This is a genomic window from Microbacterium sp. NFH-22A-Y, from assembly GCF_021401375.1.
GTDB classification, from domain to species: domain Bacteria; phylum Actinomycetota; class Actinomycetes; order Actinomycetales; family Microbacteriaceae; genus Microbacterium; species Microbacterium hominis.
The window spans coordinates 923,385-945,478 of the sequence record NZ_JACBGF010000002.1 but is presented as its reverse complement, the minus strand read 5'-3'; the positions used below and the strand labels follow the sequence as shown (position 1 = coordinate 945,478).

The window sequence follows — 22,094 nt, the reverse complement described above, 5'->3', positions numbered from 1 at the left end:
GAGCATCTCCATCTATCGTGTGCGGGTGACGCGCGACGCCACCGGAGCCGCGCACGGGGGCACGGCATACGGGGCCATGTTACCTGGCTGTGACTTTGCTTACCTGCGCGAGTCCTCGAAAGGGCACGCATAGGATCGTGGCATGGCGGGATTCTGGGGCGCACGCAAGCAGGAGCGGCAGCAGAAGGCCGCGGAGGACGCCGAACTCGGCCGCCGCGCCGACGCCGCCCTCGTCTCGATCGACGAGCGGCTGCGTACGACCGAGGACGAACTCGTGTTCGCCGAGATCGAACTCGGCCGCGAGGCGACCTCGGGTCTGCGCGATGCCCTGGCTGCCGTCCGCAGCCACATGGGCGAGGCCTTCCAGCTCAATCAGCTCAACCACGACCACATCCCCGACACGGCGGAGGAGCTGCGCACCCGCAACGCGCGCATCATCCAGCTGTGCGACTGGGCCGAGGATCTGCTGGACGACCGGCTGCAGGCGCTCGCCGAGCCGGTGGAGCGCGCCCGGCGGGCTCCCGAGATCATCGACGGCATCCGCGCCGACGTCGCGCGCGGCGAGCAGCGCCTGGCCCGAGCCGAGGCGACCCTCGACCGCGTGCGCGCACGCTACTCCCCCGACGCGGTGCGCCGCATCGAGAAGAACGCCGCGGAGGCCGCGCAGCTGTTCGCGTTCGCCACCCACGGGGCCGACGTGTCGACGGCGCGGCGCGAGTCGGGTCAGCGCGAACAGGCGAACCTCGCCCTGGAGACCGCGATAGAGGCCGTGCGACGCGGGACCACGCTGCTGGACGCCGTCGACGCGTTCGAGGTCGAGGCCCTGCGTGCGGAGTCGACGCTCGACGCGATCGTGGAGGACTCGCGCGACGACCTCGTCGTCGCCCGCGACCTCGCGCACGTCCCCGCCGTCGCGGCGGCGATGTCGACCCTCGAGAAGGAGCTGATGGCCCTCACCCCGGCCGGCGGCCTCCCCGATCCCTTCGGCGAGCTCACCCGGCTGCGCGAGGCGAACGCCGCGCTGGATGCCGCGGTCGCGAAGGCCCGCGCCCGGCTGGCCAATCCGGCGCCGCCCGAGACGCACGTGCGGCATGCGATCGACGACGCGGACCGCCAGCTCGGAGTGGCGCGCAGCGTCATCTCCGGCCACCGCGGATGGATCGGCGCCGATGCGCGCACCCGCCTGGCCGAGGCCGAGCGCATCCGCCTGGACCTCGCCGCGCTCGCCGCCCAGCCCATCGCCGAGGACGATCGCGAGCAGGCGCTGGCCGACGCGCGGCGCTGCGGTCAGCTCGCCGCCGAGGCCCTGCAGCTCGCTCAGCGCGACATCGACTCGTCGCGTCCCAACGACGGCGGCTGGGGCAACGGCGGCGGGTGGGGCGGCGGACGGCGCGGCGGAGGCGGCGGCGACATGGTCGGCGGCATCCTGGGCGGTCTCGTCATCGGCAGCATCCTGGACGGCATGTTCGACTGACCCCGCGCCCGCGCGCCCGCCGCAGATTCGGTCCGCGCAAACAGAATCGGATGCCGCACGTCGCGGCATCCGATTCTGTTCACTCCCTCCGATTCCGGGAGTCGGTGGCGTCGCTCAGGACGCGAGCTCCCGCGCCGGCGGCGCACTGGCCGTCAGCGAGATGACGCCGTAGTCCCAGCCCTTGCGGCGATAGACGACGCTCGGGTGATCGGTGCGCGCGTCGATGAAGAGGAAGAAGTCGTGGCCCACGAGCTCCATCCGGTCCACGGCCTCCTCGACCGTCATCCACTCGGCGTCGAAGTTCTTCGTGCGGATGACGACGGGGGTGTAGTCGTCCTCGCCCTCGTCGCCCACGGCGATCGGGATCTCGCCGGTCGCGACGGCACGCAGCGTCTCGACCGAGGCCGGCTGCAGATCGATGCCGGAGAGCGCGCCGCTGCCCTTGTCCAGCTTGGCTCCCCGCGGGTGGTTACGGGCATCCACCCTCTTGTCCTTGGCACGCCGCAACTGCTCGGCGAGCTTGTCGACGGCCATGTCCAGCGCCGTGAACTTGTCGCCGTCGGTGGCCTCCGCACGCACCAGCGGGCCCTTGCCGGTGACGGTGAGCTCGACGGTCTCCTCCTCGCGACTGCCGTTGTGATAGGCGCGGTGAGTGACCTTGACGTCGAGCCGCTGCGCCCGCGGCGCCAGCGTTCCGATGCGAACGGACTTCTCTTCGGTGACGGTGCGGAAACGATCGGAGATGCTCACGCCCACGCCGACGATGCTAGTTTCCATCCTGACCTCCTTGTTCCGGGTCCGGCCGGTCAAGGGCGGACCCTGAGTTCGCCTTGGTCCCTCCCACGCTATCGGGGTGCCGCGCCCATGTCACCTGCGAATCGCCGTCGCGATCCGTGAGCATCCGCGATGAATCCGGGCTCACCGGGCGTGTCGGGCCGTGGCGGCCACCGTCGCCGCTCCGACGACCCGCGCGCCGGCGTCGGTGAGGGCCCGCGCGGCCTCGCGCAGGGTCGCTCCCGTGGTGACGACGTCGTCGACGATCAGCACCGGAGCCCCCTCGACGCCGCGGGCGCGCATCGTCCCCGCGACGTTCTGCGCACGGGCCGCCCTTCCCAGACCGCGCTGATCCGCCACCGCGCCGACCGTCCGCAGCGCCCGCAGCGGTCGGAGTCCGCCGCGGCGCGCGATCAGCCCCGCCACCTCGTGGCCGCGACGCCGGAACGCGGCCCGGGACGAGGGGACGGGAACCACCAGGACGTCCTCGACCGGGCCCCCGGCGGCGGCCTCCGCCGCGGCCGCGAGGGCGGCCCCCAGCGGTCGTGCGAGTGCGGTGCGGCCGTCTTCCTTGAGCGCGCGCAGGACACGCGCGGGCACGCCCGAGAACTCCCGCGCCGAGAAGACGGCCAGGCCCGCGTCGAGCCGGCCGCGACGGACGCGCGGAGCGAGCTCGTCGCGGCAGGCCGGGCACAGTCCGACGTCCGGGACGTCGCAGCCGGCGCACCGGATCGGCAGCAGCAGGCTCAGCGCCTCGGCACCCGCGTCGCGCAGGACGGCGCCCAGCCCGCCCGGTGCTCGTGGGGATGCGCTCACGCCCCTCAGCCTCGCCGTCGCGTGCGCGCCGCGGGGCCCGGAGCGCACCTTCGGAGGGATGCCGCGCGCCCGCGCTCCCCGGGGAGGAGCCGGCGCGGGATCAGCGGGGCGCGCCCTGCTGGATCGCGAGCACGCGGACGTCGCCGACCAGCTGCTGCCAGTTGGCGCCGCGCTGGGCGTACACCTCGCCGTCGGCATCCCGCACGCGCGCGCTGTCCTTCTGCCCGGCGACGGTCGTGGTGTCGCCCGGAGTGCGGCTCGCTGAGGCGAAGCCGCCCACGGTGAGCGTCTCGAGGTATTGGTCCTCGCCGTCGCTCGTGAGCACCCCGAGCGTGCTGCCGTCGAGCCAGGTGAGGGCCGTCGCCGGTCCGGGCAGGGTGTCGAGCACCTTCTCGGGCGACTCGATCGAGGTCGGCACGCCGTTGCGATCGCGCTGGATCCCCGCGCCCCAGATCGCGTAGCGGTCGCCGTCGCGGACCGCCGCGACCAGGCGCGTGCCGTCGCGGGACACGCGCTGCGCGAGGATCTGCGAGGCGCCCGACCACCCGCCGGCGACCGTGACGATCGTGCCGTCGGGGGCGTAGGCCCGCACGGCGCTCGGGGCGTCGGTGGGCACCGTCCAGATGTACCCCGACGGGTCGATCGAGGGCGCGATGAGGCCGGCGCGCTGGTCCAGCCGCTGGGTGGGCGCATCGGCGTGCACCGCGAGCACGGCGCCCGACACGTCGCGGACCGCGGCCGTCGTACGATCCGCATTGACCTCGATGTCGGTCGTCGCGATGTTGAGGATCGCGTCGGACAGCCCGGCGATCGGCGTCACCGTCGAGCCCGACGCGAATCCGAAGGCCGCCTCCGTGCGGACGACCGGGTTGGAGGCGACGGCGGTCGAGCGCACGTCGACCTTCTGCGCCATCAGCGCCTGCCCTCCCGGCAGGATCATGTCGACACCGCTGATACCGGCCGTCCCGAGACTCGCCTCGAGTTGCGTCTGCATGCGGTCCAGCGCCACCTGGTCGAGGTTGCGCGCGCCGTCCTGCAGCGTCACCTGTGCGACGTTCGACTGCCGCGGCACCGAGGTCAGCTCCAGGCGGGCGCCGTCGGTGAAGGCGCTCACGACCGCACCGCGCAGCCACGGCGCCGGTGAGCCGTCGACCAGTCCCTCCGCGATGTTCGTGGCGGCGTAGTAGCGGGGGAACCAGCGCACGTCGGGGACCAGGTAGGTCCACGTGGGGTCGAAGTACATGAGCGAGTACGCGTCGAACACCGTCGCGAACCGCGTCTGGTCGAGGACGATGCCGTCCGGCGCCTGCGTGATGCGCCACTGGCCGTCCGTCTGCTGCGCCAGTTTGAACGACAGGGGAATGTCACCGTCGTCGGATGCCGGGGTCAGCTCGCCCGTGGCATCCACCGTCGCCACCGGCGCGACGGTCAGCACGAACTCCGCGGCGCCTGTCTGCTGCAGCGTCCGCTGCCCGGCCGCGTACACGGTGACACCGGCCTGCGGCTTCCACGTGCCCTTGAAGCTCGGCGCGAGGAACTGCTGGGCCGTCTCCCAGTTGTTGCTGGGACCGGTACCGGCGGCGATGAAGCCCTCGACGATCTGCTGGGGCGTCGCATCCTGCACGGGCCCCTTGGGGATGAACGCGAAGTCGGCGGAGCCGTCGTCGTCGACGATGCGCACGCCCGGGTTGACCGGGCCCGAGGTCGGCAGGCCGGCGCACGCGACGAGCGCCGTCGAGAGCAGAGCGGCGAGGAGGGCGGCGGCGGCGCGCAGGCGGATACGCATCATGGGCGACTCCCCCGGTCGAACACGGTGATCGGCTGCGTGAGCCCGAGGTCGTCCAGCGAGACCCCGTCCTCGACCGGATCGACCGGGATCGGCGAGGCCCCGTCGAGCGGCTGGCCCTGACGCGGCAGCGTGAGCACGAAGTTCGTCCCGCGGCCGAGCTCGGACCAGACCGCCAGGCTGCCGCCGTGCAGCTTGGCGTCGCCGAGCGCGATCGACAGGCCGAGGCCCGTGCCGCCGATGGTGCGCTTGCGCGACGGGTCGGCGCGCCAGAACCGATCGAACACCCGCTCCGCATCGGCCGCGCTCATCCCGAGACCGTAGTCGCGCACGCCGATCGCCACGGCCCGCTGGTTGCTGTCGACGGTCACGACGATGGGGCGTCCCTCGCCGTGCTCGATCGCGTTGCCGAGGAGGTTGCGGACGACGCGGCGTACCCGCCGCGGATCCATCTCGACCGGCGAGTACCCGCCGGGGGCGACCAGCCGCACGTCGGTGCCGTGCTGCTCCGCGAGCTGCTGCATCGACGCGATGACGTCCTCCGCGAGGTGGGCCAGGCTCGTGGGCTCGTACTCGAGCTGCACGGAGCCGGCGTCGTATCGGCTGATCTCCAGGAGGTCGGTCAGCAGCGTCTCGAAGCGCTGCACCTGCGCGTGCAACAGCTCGGCGGCGCGGGCAGTCGTCGGATCGAAGCTCTCCCGCTGGTCGTTGAGCATGTCGCTGGCCAGACGGATGGTCGTCAGCGGGGTGCGCAGCTCGTGGGAGACGTCGGAGACGAAGCGCTGCTGGACGAGCGACAGCTCCGCCAGCTCCTTGATCTGCGCCTCGATGCTGTCGGCCATCGCATTGAAGGACCGGCCCAGCGTCGCGAACTCGTCCTCGCCGCGAACCGGCAGCCGCACGGCCAGGTCGCCGGCGGCGAGCGTGGCGCTCGTCTCCGCCGCCTCGGCGATCGGCACCGTCACGGAGCGCAGGACGAACCACGAGATGGCGGCGATGAGGACGACGAGTCCCGCGCCGACCAACCAGAGCGTCACCTGCACGAACTGCAGGGTCTGCTGCTCGGGGGCGAAGTCATACGCGAAGTAGAACTCGTAGGCTCCGACCTCGGGGAACACGAGCTGCTGGCCGATCACGACGCCGGGCACCGTGCTGCCGTCGGACTCGGCGAGCCCGACCGACTGCCACCAGCGCTTCTCGGCATCCCCCTGCACGGCGCTGCGCAGACCCGGCGTGATGAGACCGACGTTGAGGCCGCCCTTCTGGAAGTCCTGGGGCGCGATCGTCGACGGGGCGTCCGAGATGCGGAAGGCGGCGATCATGTCCGTGCCGGCCTGTCGTGCGATCGAGTCGGTCACGTTGTTCCACAGGGACTGGAGCGCGGCGCCGTCCCCGTCGATCTGCGCGGCGTTGAGGGTCTGCTGCGTGGACTGCGTCGCCCGCTGCACCGACTCCTGCACCTGCTGGACGCGCGACTCGAAGAGGTCGTTCTGGATCGCGAGGGCCATCGCGACGAACGCGATCAGGATCGCGAACGCCGTGGCGCCGATCGTGATGACGAGCGTCCGGAACCGCAGCGAACGCGTCCAGGCGTAGGCCACGCGACGCGGCCAGGTGCGCCAATCGCGCCACCCGGTCATCGTCGGCACGGTCGCCGTCTGCGGCGTCATCGTGGGCCGATCAGACCACCGCGCCGGCGCGGTAGCCGACCCCGCGCACCGTCATGACGATCCGCGGGTTGTCGGGGTCGATCTCGACCTTGGCGCGCAGACGCTGCACGTGCACGTTCACGAGGCGCGTGTCCGCCTTGTAGTGGTAGCCCCACACCTGCTCGAGGAGCATCTCACGGGAGAACACCTGCTGCGGCTTGGAGGCCAGTGCCACCAGCAGCTCGAACTCGAGCGGGGTGAGCGCGATCACCTCGTTCCCCCGGCGCACCTCGTGCGCGGCCACGTCGACGACGACGTCGCCGATGCGCAGGTCGCCGCCCGCCGGCTCGGCGGCGGGGCGCAGCCGCGTGCGGATGCGTGCGACGAGCTCCTTCGGGTTGAACGGCTTGACGATGTAGTCGTCCGCGCCCGATTCGAGCCCGCGGACGACGTCGGCGGTGTCGGTGCGCGCGGTCAGCATGATGATCGGAACGCCCGACTCGGAGCGGATGCGCGTGCAGATCTCGATGCCGTCCATGCCGGGAAGCATGAGGTCGAGTAGCACGAGGTCGGGGCGCTCCTCGCGCCACACGTCGACGGCGACGGTGCCATCGGCGCAGAACAGCGGTTCGAAGCCCTCGGTGCGCAGCACGATGCCGATCATCTCGGCGAGCGCGACGTCGTCGTCGACAACGAGGATGCGGGAAGTCATATGGCCTGGTTCGTCCTTCGGGTGGGCCGGATGCCGCCGACGCGGCAGGGCGCAGGAACACAGTATCGGACGCTCCTGGGATGGCACCGAGTGCCGCGCAGACGATGACGGGTCCGGGGACGCTGTCCCGGACCCGTCATCGTCGACGTCCCGCCGCGGCGACCGCTACTGCAGAGCGGGCAGCTTGTCGTCGCTGTTGAGGGCGCGGAACAGGAGCGCGGCCAGCGCGCCGCCGACCAGCGGGGCCAGGAAGTACAGCCAGTAGGCGCCGATGTCGAAGATGCCCGTGATGGACAGCCCCAGCGCGACGGCCGGGTTGAAGCCGCCGCCGGAGATGCCTCCCACGGCCACGGCGCCGACGAAGACCGTCGAGCCGATCGCGAGACCGTAGAACGAGTTGTGGACGTTGGACTTGGTGGTCGCGACGTTGAGCACGACGTACACGAGCACGAAGGTCCAGAGCGCCTCGACGAGGAAGGCGGGGCCGATCTCGATCTTGGCGGGCTCGTCCGCGACGGGCCAGAGCGCGAAGCTGACGGCGGCCGCGAGCGCTCCGGCCGCGAGCTGGGCGACGACGTACGAGACGAATCGCGTCAGGCTGATGGCGCCGCGCAGCCAGGCGCCGAGCGAGACCGCCGGGTTCAGGTGGGCGCCGGAGATGTGGCCGGTCGCGAACACCATGATCATGAGTGCGAAGCCGATGGCGAGGGGGGTCAGGGCGCTGCCGCTGTTGACGGCGCCGATGATGGCGAACACGAAGATGAACGTGCCGATGAACTCGGCGAGGGGGTTGCGCAATGAATCCTTCATGATGAGCTCCTGTGGTCATCGCCGGTCCCTTCCGGCTCAGCACGACCATAGTGCACTCCCAGCGCTTTCCCAGGCAGCCGCGCGAGAACTCCCTCCACGCCGAACCGGGCCCCCTCCGATCGGAGAGGGCCCGGCATCCGCGCAGCGCGGTCAGCGGTGCAGGTCGAACCGGTCCAGCTCGGTGACCTTGCCCCACGCGGCGGCGAAGTCGCGCACGAATTTCTCGGTGGCGTCGTCCGAGGCGTACACCTCGGCCAGCGCGCGCAGCTCGGAGTTCGAGCTGAACAGCAGGTCGACGCGGGTGCCGACGCCGACCTTCTCGCCGCTGCCGTCCTTCGTCCCGGCGAACGCGTGGGCTCCGGGATCCAGCGGCTTCCAGGTCGTGCCGAGATCGAGCAGCGTGACGAAGTAGTCGTTCGTCAGCACGCCGACGCGGTCGGTGAACACGCCGTAGGGCGAGCCGTCCCAGTTGGCCCCGAGCACGCGCAGACCGCCGACGAGGACCGTCATCTCCGGCGCCGTGAGGGTGAGCAGGTTCGCCTTGTCGAGGAGGTGGTACTCGGCGGGCATCGCCGCCAGCGGACCCTGGTAGTTGCGGAACCCGTCGGCCGCGGGCTCCAGGTAGCCGAAGGACTCGACGTCGGTCTGCTCCTGCGACGCGTCGGTGCGCCCCGCGTGGAACGGGATCTCCACCTCCACGCCCGCGTCGGCGGCCGCCTTCTCGACCGCCGCGTTGCCCGCGATGACGATCAGATCGGCGAGGGAGACCTCGATGCCCGCCTGTGCGGCGTCGGCCGCGATGCCCCCGAGCACGCCCAGGACGCGGTGCAGCTGCGCGGGGTTGTTGACTTCCCAGTCCTTCTGCGGGGCGAGACGGATGCGGGCGCCGTTGACGCCGCCGCGCTTGTCGCTGCCGCGGAAGGAGGATGCCGCGGCCCACGTCGTGGCGACCAGCTCGGACACCGTGAGGCCGGAGGCGAGCACCCGAGCCTTGAGGTCGGCGACCTGGGCGGCCCCGAGCGGGGCGCCGGTCGGCGCCGGGACGGGGTCCTGCCACAGCAGTTCCTCGCCGGGGACCTCGGCGCCCAGGTAGCGGGCGACCGGACCCATGTCGCGATGCGTCAGCTTGAACCAGGCGCGCGCGAACGCGTCGGCGAAGGCGTCTGGGTCGTCCTTGAACCTGCGCGAGATCTTGTCGTAGGCGGGGTCCACGCGCAGCGCGAGGTCGCTGGTGAGCATGCGGGGCTCGCGCTTGCCGTCGCTGTGGGCGAGCGGCACCATGTCGGCGCCGTGGCCGCCCGTCGGCCGCCACTGGTGCGCGCCGGCCGGGCTCTTCATGAGCTCCCACTCGTACGCGTAGAGGATGTGGAAGAACTCGTTGTCCCACCGGGTCGGGTGGTAGGTCCACGTCACCTCGAGGCCCGACGTGATCGTGTCGTCGCCGCGGCCGGTGGCGTGGTTGTTCTTCCACCCGAGGCCCTGCATCTCCAGCCCCGCGGCCTCGGGGTTGTCCTCGAGGTTGGCGTCGGGGGCGGCGCCGTGCGTCTTGCCGAAGGTGTGGCCGCCGGCGATGAGGGCCACGGTCTCCTCGTCGTCCATCGCCATCCGGGCGAACGTCTCGCGGATGTCGCGGGCCGAGGCGAGCGGGTCGGGGTTGCCGTTGGGCCCCTCGGGGTTGACGTAGATGAGGCCCATCTGCACGGCCGCGAGAGGCTTCTCGAGCTCGCGGTCGCCCGAGTAGCGCTCGTCGCCGAGCCACGTGGTCTCGGGGCCCCAGTACACGTCGTCGTCCGGCTCCCACACGTCGGTGCGTCCGCCGGCGTAGCCGAAGGTGCGGAAGCCCATCGACTCCAGCGCGACGTTGCCGGCCAGGATCATGAGGTCGGCCCAGGAGATCGACTGCCCGTACTTCTTCTTGACGGGCCAGAGCAGGCGCCGGGCCTTGTCGAGGTTGACGTTGTCGGGCCAGCTGTTCAGCGGAGCGAAGCGCTGCTGCCCCGCTCCCCCGCCACCGCGGCCGTCCGTCACGCGGTAGGTGCCGGCGGAGTGCCAGGCCATGCGGATCATGAGGGGCCCGTAGTGGCCGAAGTCGGCGGGCCACCAGTCCTGGCTCGTGGTGAGGAGCTCCGCGATGTCCGCCTTGACGGCGGCGAGGTCGAGCGACTCGAAGGCCGCCGCGTAGTCGAAGTCGGCATCCAGGGGGTTACGGACGCTCGGGTTCTTCGCGAGGATCTTGAGGTTGAGCTGGTTCGGCCACCACACCCGGTTCGCCGAGCCGCTGGTGGGATGCGGCTGCGCATGGATGACCGGGCAGGTCGCCGCCTCCTCCGCGCGCGCCTCGTCGGTGTCGCTGACGGTGAGGGACTGGTCGATCTCGGTCGCGTCAGCGCCGATACCGGCGGTGGTCGGGTCGTGGTCGGTCATGGTGTTCCTTCCGTTGGGGTGGGTCCGGCGGCGGCCGCGCACGACGGGCAGAGCCCCCAGTACGTGACCTCCGCCGTGGTGAGGGTGAAGCCGTGCGCGTCGGACGGTTGCAGACAGGGCGCGGCGCCGATGGCGCAGTCCACATCGACGACCGTGCCGCAGGAGGTGCACACGAGATGGTGGTGGTTGTCGCGCACCCGCAGCTCGAACAGCATGGGGCGCCCCGCGGGCTCGATGCGGCGGACCAGCCCGGCGTCGACGAAGTCGCCCAGCGCGTTGTACACGGACTGGCGGCTCGTCCGCGGCATCCGCTGGACGATTCGCAGGAAGACGTCGTCGGCGCTCGCGTGCGGCATGTCGCGCAGGGCGTCGTAGACGGCCGTCCGTGACTCGGTGACCTTGAGTCCGGCCGCCCGCAGCGCGGCCGGGGCCGCCGCCTCGCCGTGCGGGGTGTCGATCTCGGTCATGTCTCCACCCTACCCAATTTTGACAGAGTCAAAATTACTCACGGGTGATCCATAGGCCGTCGCGGCCGCGCCCCGAACGCCGCAACGCCGCCCCCGGTGGCGGGGACGGCGTTGCGGAGACGCGGAGGGCGTGGCTCAGTAGCGGTAGTGCTCGAGCTTGTAGGGACCCTCGACGGGCACGCCGATGTAGGCGGCCTGCTCGGGGGTCAGCTCCGTGAGCTCCACGCCCAGGGCGGCCAGGTGCAGGCGCGCGACCTTCTCGTCGAGGATCTTCGGCAGCACGTACACGCCGACGGGGTACAGCTCGGGCTTCGTGTACAGCTCGATCTGGGCGAGCACCTGGTTGGTGAACGACGCGCTCATGACGAACGAGGGATGCCCGGTCGCGTTGCCGAGGTTCATCAGGCGCCCCTCGCTCATCACCAGGATGCTGCGGGGCGCGCCGTCGGCGGCCGCCGGCAGCCGGTACTCGTGCACCTGAGGCTTGATCTCGATCTTCTCGACGCCCGGCAGCGCCTCCAGACCGGCCATGTCGATCTCGTCGTCGAAGTGGCCGACGTTGCCGACGATCGCGAGGTGCTTCAGCTTCGTGAGGTGCTCGACGGTCACGACGCGGGTGTTGCCGGTGCCGGTGATGAGGATGTCGACGTCGCCGACGACGGACTCGAGCCGGGCGACCTGGAAGCCGTCCATCGCCGCCTGCAGCGCGCAGATCGGGTCGACCTCGCCGATGATGACGCGCGCGCCCTGACCCCGCAGGGCCTCGGCCGCGCCCTTGCCCACGTCGCCGTAGCCCACGACGAACGCGACCTTGCCGCCGATCAGCACGTCGGTGCCGCGGTTGAGCCCGTCGGGCAGCGAGTGACGGATGCCGTACTTGTTGTCGAACTTGCTCTTGGTGACCGAGTCGTTGACGTTGATGCCCGGGAACAGGAGCTTCCCGGCGGCGGCGAGCTCGTACAGGCGGTGCACGCCGGTCGTGGTCTCCTCAGTGACGCCGACGATCTGCGACGCCATGCGGGTGAAGCGCTGCGGGTCGCGGGCGAGACTGGCGCGCAGCGTGTCGAGCACGATGCGGTACTCGAGGGAGTCGTTCTCGGATGCCGCGGGCACCGCGCCGGCCGCCTCGAACTCGACGCCCTTGTGCACGAGGAGCGTCGCGTCGCCGCCGTCGTCCAGGATGAGGTTGGGGCCGTCGAAGCCCTCCGCCGACCAGTCGAAGATGCGGTCGGCCAGCTGCCAGTACTCCTCGAGCGTCTCGCCCTTGAACGCGAAGACGGGAACCCCGGCGGGCTCGTCCACGGTGCCCGTGGGGCCGACGGCGACCGCGGCGGCGGCCTCGTCCTGCGTGGAGAAGATGTTGCAGCTCGCCCAGCGCACCTGCGCTCCGAGCGCGACGAGCGTCTCGATGAGCACGGCGGTCTGCACGGTCATGTGCAGCGAGCCCGCGATGCGGGCGCCGGCGAGGGGCTGCGAGGGCCCGTACTCCTCGCGCAGTGCCATGAGCCCGGGCATCTCGTTCTCGGCGAGGCGGAGCTGGTGACGACCGGCCTCGGCGAGGCTCAGATCGGCGACGACGAAGTCGTGGAGGCGGGCGGGGGCGGCAGTGGTCGGCATCCGACCATTCTCGCATCCCACGCCCGGGCACGGCTGTGCGTCAGACCCGCAGCGTCTCGTGGCGCACGACGACCCAGCCCTTCGGCACGGACAGCCGATCGGTGTGGATCGCGCAGAGGTCGTGCGCGTGGGGGTCGGTCGCCGCGCCGAGGGGGCCGAGCGCCGCCATCTGGTCGCCGTAGTCGTAGGTCAGGGTCGTCACAGCCTCGCGGGCACAGCCCACCTTCGAGCACAGTCGGGTACGCATCGCCCTCACGGTACCCGTCCGCGGTGCTCCCCGAGCGGATGCCGCGCCGCCGCGGGGCGATCGGCCCGGCCGATCGGCGCACGCTGACCTAGACTCGGACCATGATGAGGCGGCGCGCGAGCAGTGCCCCGCGCGTGCGCGCCTCGCGCCACGGCCGCCACGGCCGCGAGGACCGCAGCCCCGTCGTCCGCCCGCCCCTGCCGGCGCAGGAGACCCGGGAGGAACGCTTCGACTTCATCGTGGGCACGGCGGCGGAGTTCCTGCGCAGCGCCTGGCCCGAGCTGCGCGACGTCGCCTTCGAGGTCGCGGCGATGCCTCCGGCGCCCGACGCCGACGGCATCCCGCGCTGGACGGTGTCGACGGGCGACCGGCGCATCGTGCTCTACCGGCTGCCGATCGAGCGTCTCGGGTCGCTGCACCGCGAGGACGACCTGCACCGGCGGATGGCGATCGAGAGCTGCGTCTTCCGTGCGGCCGCGGAGTACCTCGACCGCGATCCGTGGGACCTCGGCCCCGAGCGCTTCCGCTACTTCTGAGCGCGCCGCCGGCGGCGGCCCTCAGCGGGCTCAGCGGGGATACACCGTGACCGCCGACGCCGACGCCGCGCTCGGCGCCACCGGATAGCCCGCGAGAGCCGACGCCCCCGCGTAGGTCACGCCCGCGCGCACGGCGCCCGTGCCGGGATCGACGCGGTAGACCTCTCCGGGGCGGACGGGGACCGTCACCGCCCCCGACGCCGGCACCGTCACATCCGTCGCCGTGCCCGCGCCGGCCGCCGCGGTCAGCACCACGGTCGTCGCCCGCCCGTCGGAGGAGGCGAGCGTCAGCGTGGGCTCCGGCGCGCCGGACCCGCCGGCGGCGACCGCGACGAGCGCGGGAGCCGAGATCTCCTCGGCCGCGACGAACCAGCCGAAGTCGCTCCCGGCGCCGAACCCCGAGGTCGCCCACACCGCGCCGGTGACCGGGGCCGTCGCGCTCACGCGCACGGCGTAGGTGCCGGTGGCGAGGCCGCCGAGGTCGAGCTTCAGCGGCACACCCGCCGTCAACGGCACCGTCTGCGCGGTGCCCACCTGCGTCGCGCCCTGGAAGACGGTCACCGTCGCCTGAGCGTCGCTGCCCGGCGAGAGGAGCCGCAGCGCGGTGGGCACGTTGCTCTCACCCGCGCCGCCCTGGGTCGTGACGACCGGGACGCCCGGGATGACGAGATCGGTGTCCGGCACGGCGGCGGCCCCCACCTGGTCGACGCCGCCGGCGACGAGCACGCGCGTGAGGCTCGCCTGCAGCGCGGCACGGACCGGCGCCTGGGACGAGGTGATCCGCAGGACGGGATTCTCCTCGCCGATGGCCAGCGAGGCGAGCGGGATGACGCGCTGCGTGCCGGCGGGAACCACGATGCCGTTGCCCGCCACGGGCACGGCGCCGCCGTCGGCGCCGTAGACGGTGACGGTGACCCGCGCCGCGACCGCGCCGGGGTTGGAGAGCACGACGAGATCCGACGCCCCCGTCGCGGCGGAGCCCGCGACGAGCCACGACTCCATCTCCGGTCGGGCGCACGCCGCGGCGGCGAACCCGCTGAGGTCCTCGGCGGCCGCCCGGGCAGCCGAGGCGGCCGCGATGTCGGTCGGCTCCCCGCCGACCGGGGCGGCGCGAAGCGTCGTCGGGCCGGTTCCCCCCGTGACATCGGGGGTGAGCAGCGTCGAGGTCGTCGCCGCGGCGGGCGTGCCCGCGGAGGCGGCGGCGGAGGTGACGGCGGCGGGCGCGGCATCCGTGAGCTGGGAGGCGATCGACGCGTCGCGCCCCGTGGCGAGGATCGGTCCCACGCACGTCGCGACGGAGGCCGATGCGGGGGTGTGCGCCGTGACCGAGACGGCCTCGCGCGCGAGGGTCGGCAGCGGCGTCACGACGAGGGCGACGGCCGCGGCGATCGCGACCGCGGCGACGGCGCCGCCGACGGCCAGCCGCACGCCGGCGATGCCGCGCGGACCGCGGGCGTGGGAGACTCCGTCGCTCACGCTGCCCCTCCTCGTTCGAGACCGACCGTGCGCGGGCGACGCCGGTTCAGGCGGAGCGAGCGCCGCGTCGGAAGCGCCAGCAGGAGCGCGATGACGATCACTCCGATCTGGAGGACGGCGACCTCGGCACCGGCGGTGCCGCCGGTCTGCTGCCGATCGACGACCGTGCCGGTGACGCGCCACAGCTTGCCGCGGCCCGTGTCGCCGACGATCTCGAGGTCGTCGCGCTGGTCCAGCGCCGTCTCCGCCCCGATGCGCACGGCCCGTGCGACGTCGCTCTCGCCGTCACCGCCGCCGCTGAGCAGGACGAAGGCCACGCCGTGGGCGGCGAGGTCGGCCACGGCGCTCCCCGAGGGCGCGGCGAGCAGCTCGGCGGTCAGTCTCGCCGCCTCGGCGTCGCCGGCGTCGGGGCCCTGGCGCGCCGAGCGGAGCGTCGTCTGTCCGCCGAGGGCCGAGGTCTCGCCCCACACGACGTCGGTGACGACGGCGCCGTCGGATGCCGGTGTCAACACGAACGTCGCGTTGCCGAGCCCGGCGCGGCCTTCCGCCTCGACGTAGGCGGGCAGCGTGCTGCTCGGCCCGTCGGTGAGGGCGGAGGTCCCCCGGGGAAGCGCGGTGAGGGCGGGCACGGCGCTGACGGCGAGCGCGGCCATGGCCAGGACCGCCAGCGGCATCCGCACCCGGGCGGCGTCGGGGATCGCATCGACGGCGAGCGCCGCCGCGCCCAGCAGCGCCAGCCAGTACAGGCTCAACGCCGCCCCGGGCCACACGGCGATGCCCACGGACGCATCCGTGGTGACCTCGATGCCGATGACGGCCATCGCGGTCGCGAGGGCGCTGACGGCCACGACGAGCGCGACGGCGGCCGGCACGACCCGCGACAGGAGCGGTGCGGCGACGGCGAGACCCAGCAGCGGGACGACCAGCAGCAGCGCCCACGGTCCGATCCCGGCGACGAGCTGATCCCAGCCCGCGCCGTCGGTCGTGGGGAATCCGAAGGCGATCGCGATGCGGCGCGCGAGGTCGACCTGCTCGCCGCTCGCGAGGGGGACGCCGGGGTCGGCCAGGAGGGCCCACGGGTCGCCCGTGTCGAGACGATGCCAGACCATCGGCGCCCAGACGGCCACCGCGGGCACGAGGAGCCAGATGACGCGGGCGATGCCGCGGCCTCGTCCGAGGCTCGCCGTGAGCACGATCGCCACGACCCACAGCAACACGACGGCGGGGGCCAGCGAGGGCGCGCAGGCCAGGACGGCGACCGCGATGACCGACCCCATGCCGGCCGCGCTCCATGAGCGGTGCGCGACGGCGGCGGTCCACAGCAGCCACGGCAGCAGCAGGTGCGCGATCACGACGGTGGGCCGACCGGTGGCGAGCGCCCCCAGCAGGCTCGGCGCCAGCGCGTAGCCGACGGCGACGAGGGCGCGCGCGAGGGGGCGCTCCGTGACGCGGGTCGCCGCGAACCACGCCCCGAGCGCCGCCAGCGGCAGCGCCAGCACCCACACGACGACGAGGACGCGCGAGGGCGCCGCGGGCCACAGCGAGCCGAGCACGGCGATGACCGCACTGAACGGATCCGCCGGACCGCTGGTGTCCCAGCCGAGCGGACGCAGTCCCGACGCGGCATCCGCCCACAGCTGCGCGACCGTCGCCCGCAGCGGGACGAGCGCTCCCCCGCCGAGCACCGGCCACGCCAGCAGTGAGAGGAAGGCGAGCACGGAGACCAGCAGCGCGCCGAGCACGATCCAGGCCCCGCCGCCCGAGAAGAAGCGCAGTTCCCCGCGCGCGGCACCGTCCACCACGTCGTCGTCGAGGCGTTGGCGCAGTTCGGCGCGGGTGATCCGCAGCGGCGCGAGCTGCGCCCACGAGACGCTGCGCCCGGCCCGGATGCCGCGTCGCGCCCGGGCGACCGCACCCGGGCGGGCCATCACCGTGGCGGTGGCGCCCCACTCGGGGCCGATGAGCGCGGGGCGTTTGCCCAGCAGCAGCGCCACCGACCTCAGCAGGGCCAGCGGGAGGTACGACAGCCAGTGCAGCGGGACCGCGGCCGCCGGGGCGTAGGCGAGGCGGCGGTGCAGCTGTGCGGTGCGCTGGGCGTAGGCGCGGCGCACGCCCTCCGGCTCGAAGCGGTCGCCGAGCGCCGGCGGGTCGCTGCGGTCGGCGTCGGCGATGGCGACGATCGCCTGCGGTGCGAGCACGACGCGCCCGCCGCGCAGCCGGGCGCGGACGCCGAGGTCGAGGCCCTCGTCCGCGCCGGCGAGCGCGGTGTCGAGTCCGCCCAGCGCCCGCCAGGCGTCGGTGCGCACGAGGATGCCGCGGACATCGGCGCCGAGGACGTCGTCGCCCGCGTCGTGCTGACCCTGGTCGTGCTCGCCGTCGGCGAGCCCGACCGTGCGCCCCCCGTGGGTCAGGGAGACGCCGAGGGAGACGATGCGGTCGTTGTCGTCGGCGCGCACGAGCTTCGGGGCGGCGAAGGCGACCGACGGCGAGGTCTCGAGCGCGCCGAGAAGGCGCATGAGGGCGTCGGGCGCGGGGGTGGTGTCTTGGGCGAGGATCCACACCGCCTCGCCGTCGAGTCGGCGGCTGGCCAGATCGAGGGCGTCGGCGAAGGAGGTGCCGCGATCGGCTGTGATGACCCCTTCGGCGCCCGACTCCCCCGCGATCCGCTGCAGTTCACGGTCGCCGGCGTGCACGCCGCAGAGCACGATCGTGAGCCTGTCCACGGGGCGCGACTGCGCCGCGAGCGCGGACAGGACGCGTTCGAGGCGGATGTCGGTGGCCACGCGCGCATCGGGGCGCACGACCAGCAGTGCGTGAACTCGGGCGGGCATGACGTCGTCAGCCTAGGCGCGGACGGCTCGGGCCCGCGCACGTCGCCCGCGAGTCTCGGGAACTCGTCAGGCGCGGCGCTTGAGCTTGCGGCGCTCGCGCTCGCTCAGCCCGCCCCAGATACCGAAGCGCTCATCGTTCTGCAGGGCGTACTCGAGGCACTCCCCGCGCACGTCGCACGAGGTGCAGATGCGTTTGGCGTCTCGCGTCGAGCCGCCCTTCTCCGGGAAGAACGCCTCGGGATCGGTCTGGGCGCACAGGGCGTCGGCCTGCCAGGCGAGGGCGGTGTCCTCGTCGGTCGCCGCGGCCCGGCGCACGCCCGGCACGCCGAGATTGACCGGGTCGACGAACCAGTTGTCGGGGACGCCGGAGCGGTAACCCGTCATATCGTTCTCCCCACGTTTTCCCGATGCGCCGATGCGCGTGTTGGGAATAATTACACCCTTGTCATTCGCCGTGGTCAAGTCGCAGATCGTAAACCCTCAATGAGGGATTGAACCTTCATCTCGACGCATCGGCGTGTCGCGCGCGATGTCGCGGGCTCACGCCCCGGGCTGAGCGAGGAAGATCTCACCGGATCCGGCGACGGCGATGACCCCTTCGTCGGCGACGTGCACGGCGGCCCCGGGGCGGAGGGCGACCTCATGGCCGGATGCCGAGACGACGACCTCGCCCCGCGTGCACAGGGCGATCGCGGGGCCACGCAGCGTCAGGCGCGCGTCGGCGCCGGGGGCGACGCTCACGCAGGACAGGGCGAAGTCGTCGACCGGTGTGTCGTAGTCGACCACGCCGTCGCCGACGGCGCGGGGGTGCACGACGGGGGCGGGTCCGGGGGTGACGTCCAAGACGCGCATCAGTTCGGGCACGTCGACGTGCTTAGGGGTCAGACCGCCGCGCATGACGTTGTCGCTTGCGGCCATCAGCTCGACGCCGAGACCCGACTGGTAGGCGTGCAGGACGCCGGCGGGCGCGAACAGCCCCTCCCCGCGCCGCAGCGTGACGAGGTTCATGAGGAGGGCGACGATCAGACCGGGATCTCCCGGGAAATCCGCGGCGGCCGCACGCAGCACGGCGATCTCGTCGGAGAACTCGGCGCTGTCGGCACGGCCGAGGGCGGCGGTCAGGTCGGCGACGATCGCAGCATCCGCCTCGTCGAGGGCCCACGCGAGCGTGCCCCGCAGCGCGGACCGGGCGTCGACGCCGGTGTCGGCGTCGCCGAGCCGTTCGCGGATCTCGGCGACGGCGCCGCTCGCCGAAGGCGCGTCCAGGGCGTCCAGCAGCCGTCGGGTCTCGGCGAGCGGACGCAGTCCCACGAGGGCGCGGAACCGCTCGCTCAGCGCGACGATGATCTCGGGCTTGTGGTTGTCGTCGCGGTACAGACGCTCCGCTGCGTCGCGCGGGACTCCGGCGCCCTCCTCCCGCGCGAAGCCCTCCCGCGCCTGGTCCCGCGTGGGGTGCGCCTGGATCGACAGCGAGGATGCCGCGGCCAGCAGTTTCAGCAGGAACGGCAGCGGCGGGCGCCCGGCCTCGGCGAGGGCGACGTCGAGCGTGCGTCCGTCCGGCGTCCGCGACGGGCAGCCGGGGTGGTCGCCGTACCAGATCTCGGCCTCCGGAGCCCCCGTCGGCGGACGCCCCTCCAGTCCCGCGATCAGCGTCGTGGAGCCCCAGGAGTAGTCGCGCGGCTCGTTGGAGATCGGCGTCAGCATGCCCCCAGCCTAGAACCGCCGCCGCGATAGCCTGATCACACCATGGCCGTCTTCACCACGCACCCCGTCGCCGCGCCGCCGACCGCGCCGGTGCGCGCGACGACGGCCCATCTGCTGCTGCGGGGCTGGTGCATCTTCGTGATCGCCGCGGCGCTCGCGGGCACGTCGTGGCTGATGCTGCTCGGGGCGCCCGGCGCGGCGGTCGTGGCGATCGCGACCGGAGTGGTCTCCGCGGTGCTGTGGGCCCTGCTCCGCCCGCCCGTGCAGTGGCGCCGGCTCCCGTGGTTCGCGATGGGCTACGTCATCTGGGCGATCGCCTCGCTCCTGTGGAGCGCGCATCCGACCACGACGGCCGTCACCCTGCTGCTCCTGCTGATCACGACGCTGCAGGCGATGTTCGTCGGCGCCGTGCTCACCTGGCGCGAACTCGTCCGCGCGATCGCGTCGGCCCTGAAATGGGTGCTGGGGCTGTCGATCGTGTTCGAGCTCTGGGTCTCGCTCGTCTGGGGCGGCCCGATCCTGCCGCAGTTCGTGCGGCCCGACGGGCCGGTCGCCGATCCGATCGTCTACTGGTCGCGCGACAACCTCTTCGACGGGGGCCGCATCCAGGGGGTCTTCGGCAACGCCAACCCCCTCGCCTACGTCGCCCTGCTCGGCATGATCGTGTTCGCGATCCGCTTCGCCACGCGCGCCCCCCGACGCTCGCTGCTCGTCGCCTGGTTCGCCCTCGCGGCCTACCTGTTCGTGCGCGCGGGATCGGCGACCGCCTGGCTCGCCGCCGGCGCCGTCGTGGTGGTCCTGCTCACCGTGCTCGCGATGCGCACCACCCGCCGCGCCGGCGAGCGCACACGCTACTACTTCGTCTACGCCGTCGTGGCCGTCGGCGGACTGGTCGCGCTCTGGCTCGGCCGCGAACGGGTGTTCTCGGTGCTGGGCCGCTCGGCCGACCTGACCGGCCGGGAGGGCATCTGGTCGATCGTCGGGGCGAAGGCCGTCGAGCGCCCCGTCGTGGGCTGGGGCTTCGCCACGCCCTGGCTGCCCGACGACCCCGCGTTCGACGGATGGATCGTCGACCACGGTCAGACCGTGATGCAGGCCCACAACATGTGGCTCGACGTGTTCTTCCAGCTCGGCGCCGTCGGGCTCGCCCTCATCGCCCTGACCTTCTTCGCCTACGTGTGGCGGTCGTGGTTCTTCGCCGTCGACCGCCCGCGCTGGGATCTCGTCGCCGACCGCCCCTACTCCCCGGTCACCCTCCTGCCGACCCTGGTCGGCGCGGTGCTGCTGGTGCAGGGTCTGGCCGAATCGGGGCCGCTCCTCGGCTGGGGCTGGCTGTTCGTCGTCATGCTCGCCTTCAAGATCAAACAGGCGCCGCTGCTCGGCCGAGGCGCCTCGGAGCAGCGACTGGTCGGCGAACAGGGCGAGCCGGAGCGGATGCCGCGATGACGCGCGCCGGGCGCGGCGACGGGTCGCTGCTCGGCGCCGGCAGCCCCCTGCGGCGCCTGCTCGCCTCGGCGGATCTGGCGCGGGCGTACACGCTCGCCGCCGTCGCCACCCTGGTCGGTTCGCACCTGATCGCACGGCTCGCCGGCGTCGTCACCCTCCGCAGCATCATCGCCGGGCTGTGCGCCCTCGCGATCGGCATCCTCATCGCCCGTCGCGAGGAGCTGACGCCGCTGCGCCTGGTCCCCCTCACCCTGCTGCTGTGGGTCACCTGGGCGTTCGCGAGCGTCTTCTGGAGCACCGACCCGCTCGGCAGCCTCGCCCGCTGGCTCGCGATGGCGGCGATCGCGCTGATCGCGGTGACGATCGGCCACGTGCGCGACCCGCTCCAGACGGTCCGCGCGCTCGGCGACGTCCTGCGCGTCGCGCTCGGCCTGTCGCTCGGCCTCGAGATCCTGGCGGGGCTCCTGCTCGACATGCCGCTGCGTTTCCTCGGCATCCAGGGAAACATCGCCGCGCTCGGGCCGGTGCAGGGGATCTTCGGCACCCGCAACATGCTCGGCTTCGTGGCGGTCGTCGCGATGGTCACCTTCGCCGTGGAGCTGCGCACGCATTCGGTGCGCACCGGTGTCGGCGTCGGATCGCTCGCCCTCGCCGCCGCGCTCGGCATCCTCTCGGCCTCCCCCACGGTGCTCGTGCTGGCCGTCGCGGTCGGTGCGGCGACCGGGGCGCTCACGCTGGTGCGCACCGTGCCACCCGCCCGGCGCGCCGCCGTGCAGTGGTCGCTGGCGATCGTCGTCGTGGTGGCCGCGCTCGTCGGATACGCGCAGCGCACGCGCCTGCTCGATGCCCTGGGAGCGACCGACGACCTCGACATGCGCACGCGCCTGTGGTCGCTCGCGGAGTTCTTCGTGCAGCTGCGTCCCGTGCTGGGGTGGGGCTGGTTCGGGCCGTGGGACCGCTCCGGCCAGCCGTTCCTGACCATCAATCAGCTGCTGGCCGAGCACCACTCCAGCGCCCTGAACGCCTACGTCGACGCGCTGGTGCAGCTCGGCTGGGTCGGCGGGCTGCTGCTGTGCCTGCTCGGCGGCGTGGCGCTCGTGAGATCGTGGAGCGTCGCCAGCCGGCGCCGGTCGATCATGCACGCCTGGACGCCGCTGATCGTGGTGACGCTGGCGGTCACGAGCATCTTCGAGTCGGTCGCGCTCGTCGGCTTCGGGTGGATGCTCCTGTGCCTGTGCGCCGTGCGCGCGGGACAGTCGCGGTCGTGGCGCGACCGGCTGCGCGTCGGCGCCGTGCCCACGTCGGGGCTGCCCGAGGGAGGGTAG

General features: G+C 72.9%; 18 protein-coding genes. 4 read left to right on the top strand and 14 right to left on the bottom strand.

The features are described 5' to 3' along the window. The first annotated feature begins 142 nt into the window (after positions 1–142). A complete protein-coding gene (locus tag L0965_RS10200) occupies positions 143–1,474 on the top strand; it encodes a hypothetical protein (RefSeq protein ID WP_101306697.1) in 1,332 nt (443 codons plus the stop codon). 114 nt (positions 1,475–1,588) lie between these two features. On the opposite strand, the gene hpf is transcribed toward L0965_RS10200, so the two are convergent. The 10 genes from hpf to L0965_RS10150 form a co-directional block, all read right to left on the bottom strand. Then, a complete protein-coding gene (hpf, locus tag L0965_RS10195) occupies positions 1,589–2,251 on the bottom strand; it encodes a ribosome hibernation-promoting factor, HPF/YfiA family (protein ID WP_060960917.1) in 663 nt (220 codons plus the stop codon). Positions 2,252–2,392: 141 nt separating this feature from the next. Next, complete coding sequence (locus L0965_RS10190; protein WP_232783920.1) at positions 2,393–3,064, bottom strand: ComF family protein; 672 nt, start codon at positions 3,062–3,064, stop codon at positions 2,393–2,395. Positions 3,065–3,164: 100 nt separating this feature from the next. Continuing rightward, a complete protein-coding gene (locus tag L0965_RS10185) occupies positions 3,165–4,853 on the bottom strand; it encodes an LpqB family beta-propeller domain-containing protein (RefSeq protein ID WP_101306699.1) in 1,689 nt (562 codons plus the stop codon). Beyond that, positions 4,850–6,520 carry an MtrAB system histidine kinase MtrB gene (gene mtrB, locus L0965_RS10180; RefSeq protein ID WP_101306700.1) on the bottom strand — a complete coding sequence of 557 codons (1,671 nt, stop codon included), beginning with the start codon at positions 6,518–6,520 and terminating at the stop codon, positions 4,850–4,852. The genes L0965_RS10185 and mtrB overlap by 4 nt, the downstream gene beginning before the upstream one ends. A gap of 10 nt (positions 6,521–6,530) precedes the next feature. Further along, the gene (mtrA, locus tag L0965_RS10175) at positions 6,531–7,211 is read right to left on the bottom strand and encodes an MtrAB system response regulator MtrA (protein WP_061782068.1); all 681 of its coding nucleotides are present in this window, start codon (positions 7,209–7,211) and stop codon (positions 6,531–6,533) included. A gap of 165 nt (positions 7,212–7,376) precedes the next feature. After that, positions 7,377–8,021 carry an MIP/aquaporin family protein gene (locus L0965_RS10170; RefSeq protein WP_060960922.1) on the bottom strand — a complete coding sequence of 215 codons (645 nt, stop codon included), beginning with the start codon at positions 8,019–8,021 and terminating at the stop codon, positions 7,377–7,379. Positions 8,022–8,171: 150 nt separating this feature from the next. Beyond that, entirely contained in the window at positions 8,172–10,445 is a 2,274-nt protein-coding gene (gene katG, locus L0965_RS10165) for a catalase/peroxidase HPI (RefSeq protein ID WP_101306701.1), read from the bottom strand. Then, complete coding sequence (locus L0965_RS10160; RefSeq protein WP_101306702.1) at positions 10,442–10,912, bottom strand: Fur family transcriptional regulator; 471 nt, start codon at positions 10,910–10,912, stop codon at positions 10,442–10,444. The genes katG and L0965_RS10160 overlap by 4 nt, the downstream gene beginning before the upstream one ends. A gap of 135 nt (positions 10,913–11,047) precedes the next feature. Then, positions 11,048–12,529, bottom strand: a complete 1,482-nt coding sequence (gene ahcY / locus L0965_RS10155) for an adenosylhomocysteinase (RefSeq protein ID WP_060960925.1) — start codon at positions 12,527–12,529, stop codon at positions 11,048–11,050. A gap of 40 nt (positions 12,530–12,569) precedes the next feature. Beyond that, complete coding sequence (locus L0965_RS10150; RefSeq protein ID WP_005048283.1) at positions 12,570–12,776, bottom strand: DUF3499 family protein; 207 nt, start codon at positions 12,774–12,776, stop codon at positions 12,570–12,572. A 101-nt stretch (positions 12,777–12,877) separates the two neighbouring features. On the opposite strand from L0965_RS10150, the gene L0965_RS10145 reads away from it, so the two are divergent. Beyond that, positions 12,878–13,312 (top strand): metallopeptidase family protein, encoded by a 435-nt coding sequence (locus tag L0965_RS10145; protein ID WP_191008927.1) that lies wholly within the window; start codon positions 12,878–12,880, stop codon positions 13,310–13,312. A 30-nt stretch (positions 13,313–13,342) separates the two neighbouring features. On the opposite strand, the gene L0965_RS10140 is transcribed toward L0965_RS10145, so the two are convergent. From L0965_RS10140 to manA, 4 genes are all read right to left on the bottom strand, one after another. Next, the gene (locus L0965_RS10140) at positions 13,343–14,788 is read right to left on the bottom strand and encodes a DUF5719 family protein (RefSeq protein ID WP_232783921.1); all 1,446 of its coding nucleotides are present in this window, start codon (positions 14,786–14,788) and stop codon (positions 13,343–13,345) included. Beyond that, complete coding sequence (locus L0965_RS10135; RefSeq protein ID WP_101306704.1) at positions 14,785–17,619, bottom strand: glycosyltransferase; 2,835 nt, start codon at positions 17,617–17,619, stop codon at positions 14,785–14,787. The genes L0965_RS10140 and L0965_RS10135 overlap by 4 nt, the downstream gene beginning before the upstream one ends. A gap of 66 nt (positions 17,620–17,685) precedes the next feature. Then, positions 17,686–18,003, bottom strand: coding sequence for a WhiB family transcriptional regulator (locus L0965_RS10130; RefSeq protein ID WP_101306705.1), 318 nt, complete (start codon positions 18,001–18,003; stop codon positions 17,686–17,688). 156 nt (positions 18,004–18,159) lie between these two features. Continuing rightward, entirely contained in the window at positions 18,160–19,323 is a 1,164-nt protein-coding gene (manA, locus tag L0965_RS10125) for a mannose-6-phosphate isomerase, class I (protein ID WP_101306706.1), read from the bottom strand. Between the two features lie 42 nt (positions 19,324–19,365). Here manA and L0965_RS10120 point away from each other — a divergent pair, with 42 nt between their 5' ends. After that, positions 19,366–20,769 carry an O-antigen ligase gene (locus L0965_RS10120; protein WP_101306707.1) on the top strand — a complete coding sequence of 468 codons (1,404 nt, stop codon included), beginning with the start codon at positions 19,366–19,368 and terminating at the stop codon, positions 20,767–20,769. Next, a complete protein-coding gene (locus L0965_RS10115; RefSeq protein ID WP_101306708.1) occupies positions 20,766–22,094 on the top strand; it encodes an O-antigen ligase family protein in 1,329 nt (442 codons plus the stop codon). The genes L0965_RS10120 and L0965_RS10115 overlap by 4 nt, the downstream gene beginning before the upstream one ends.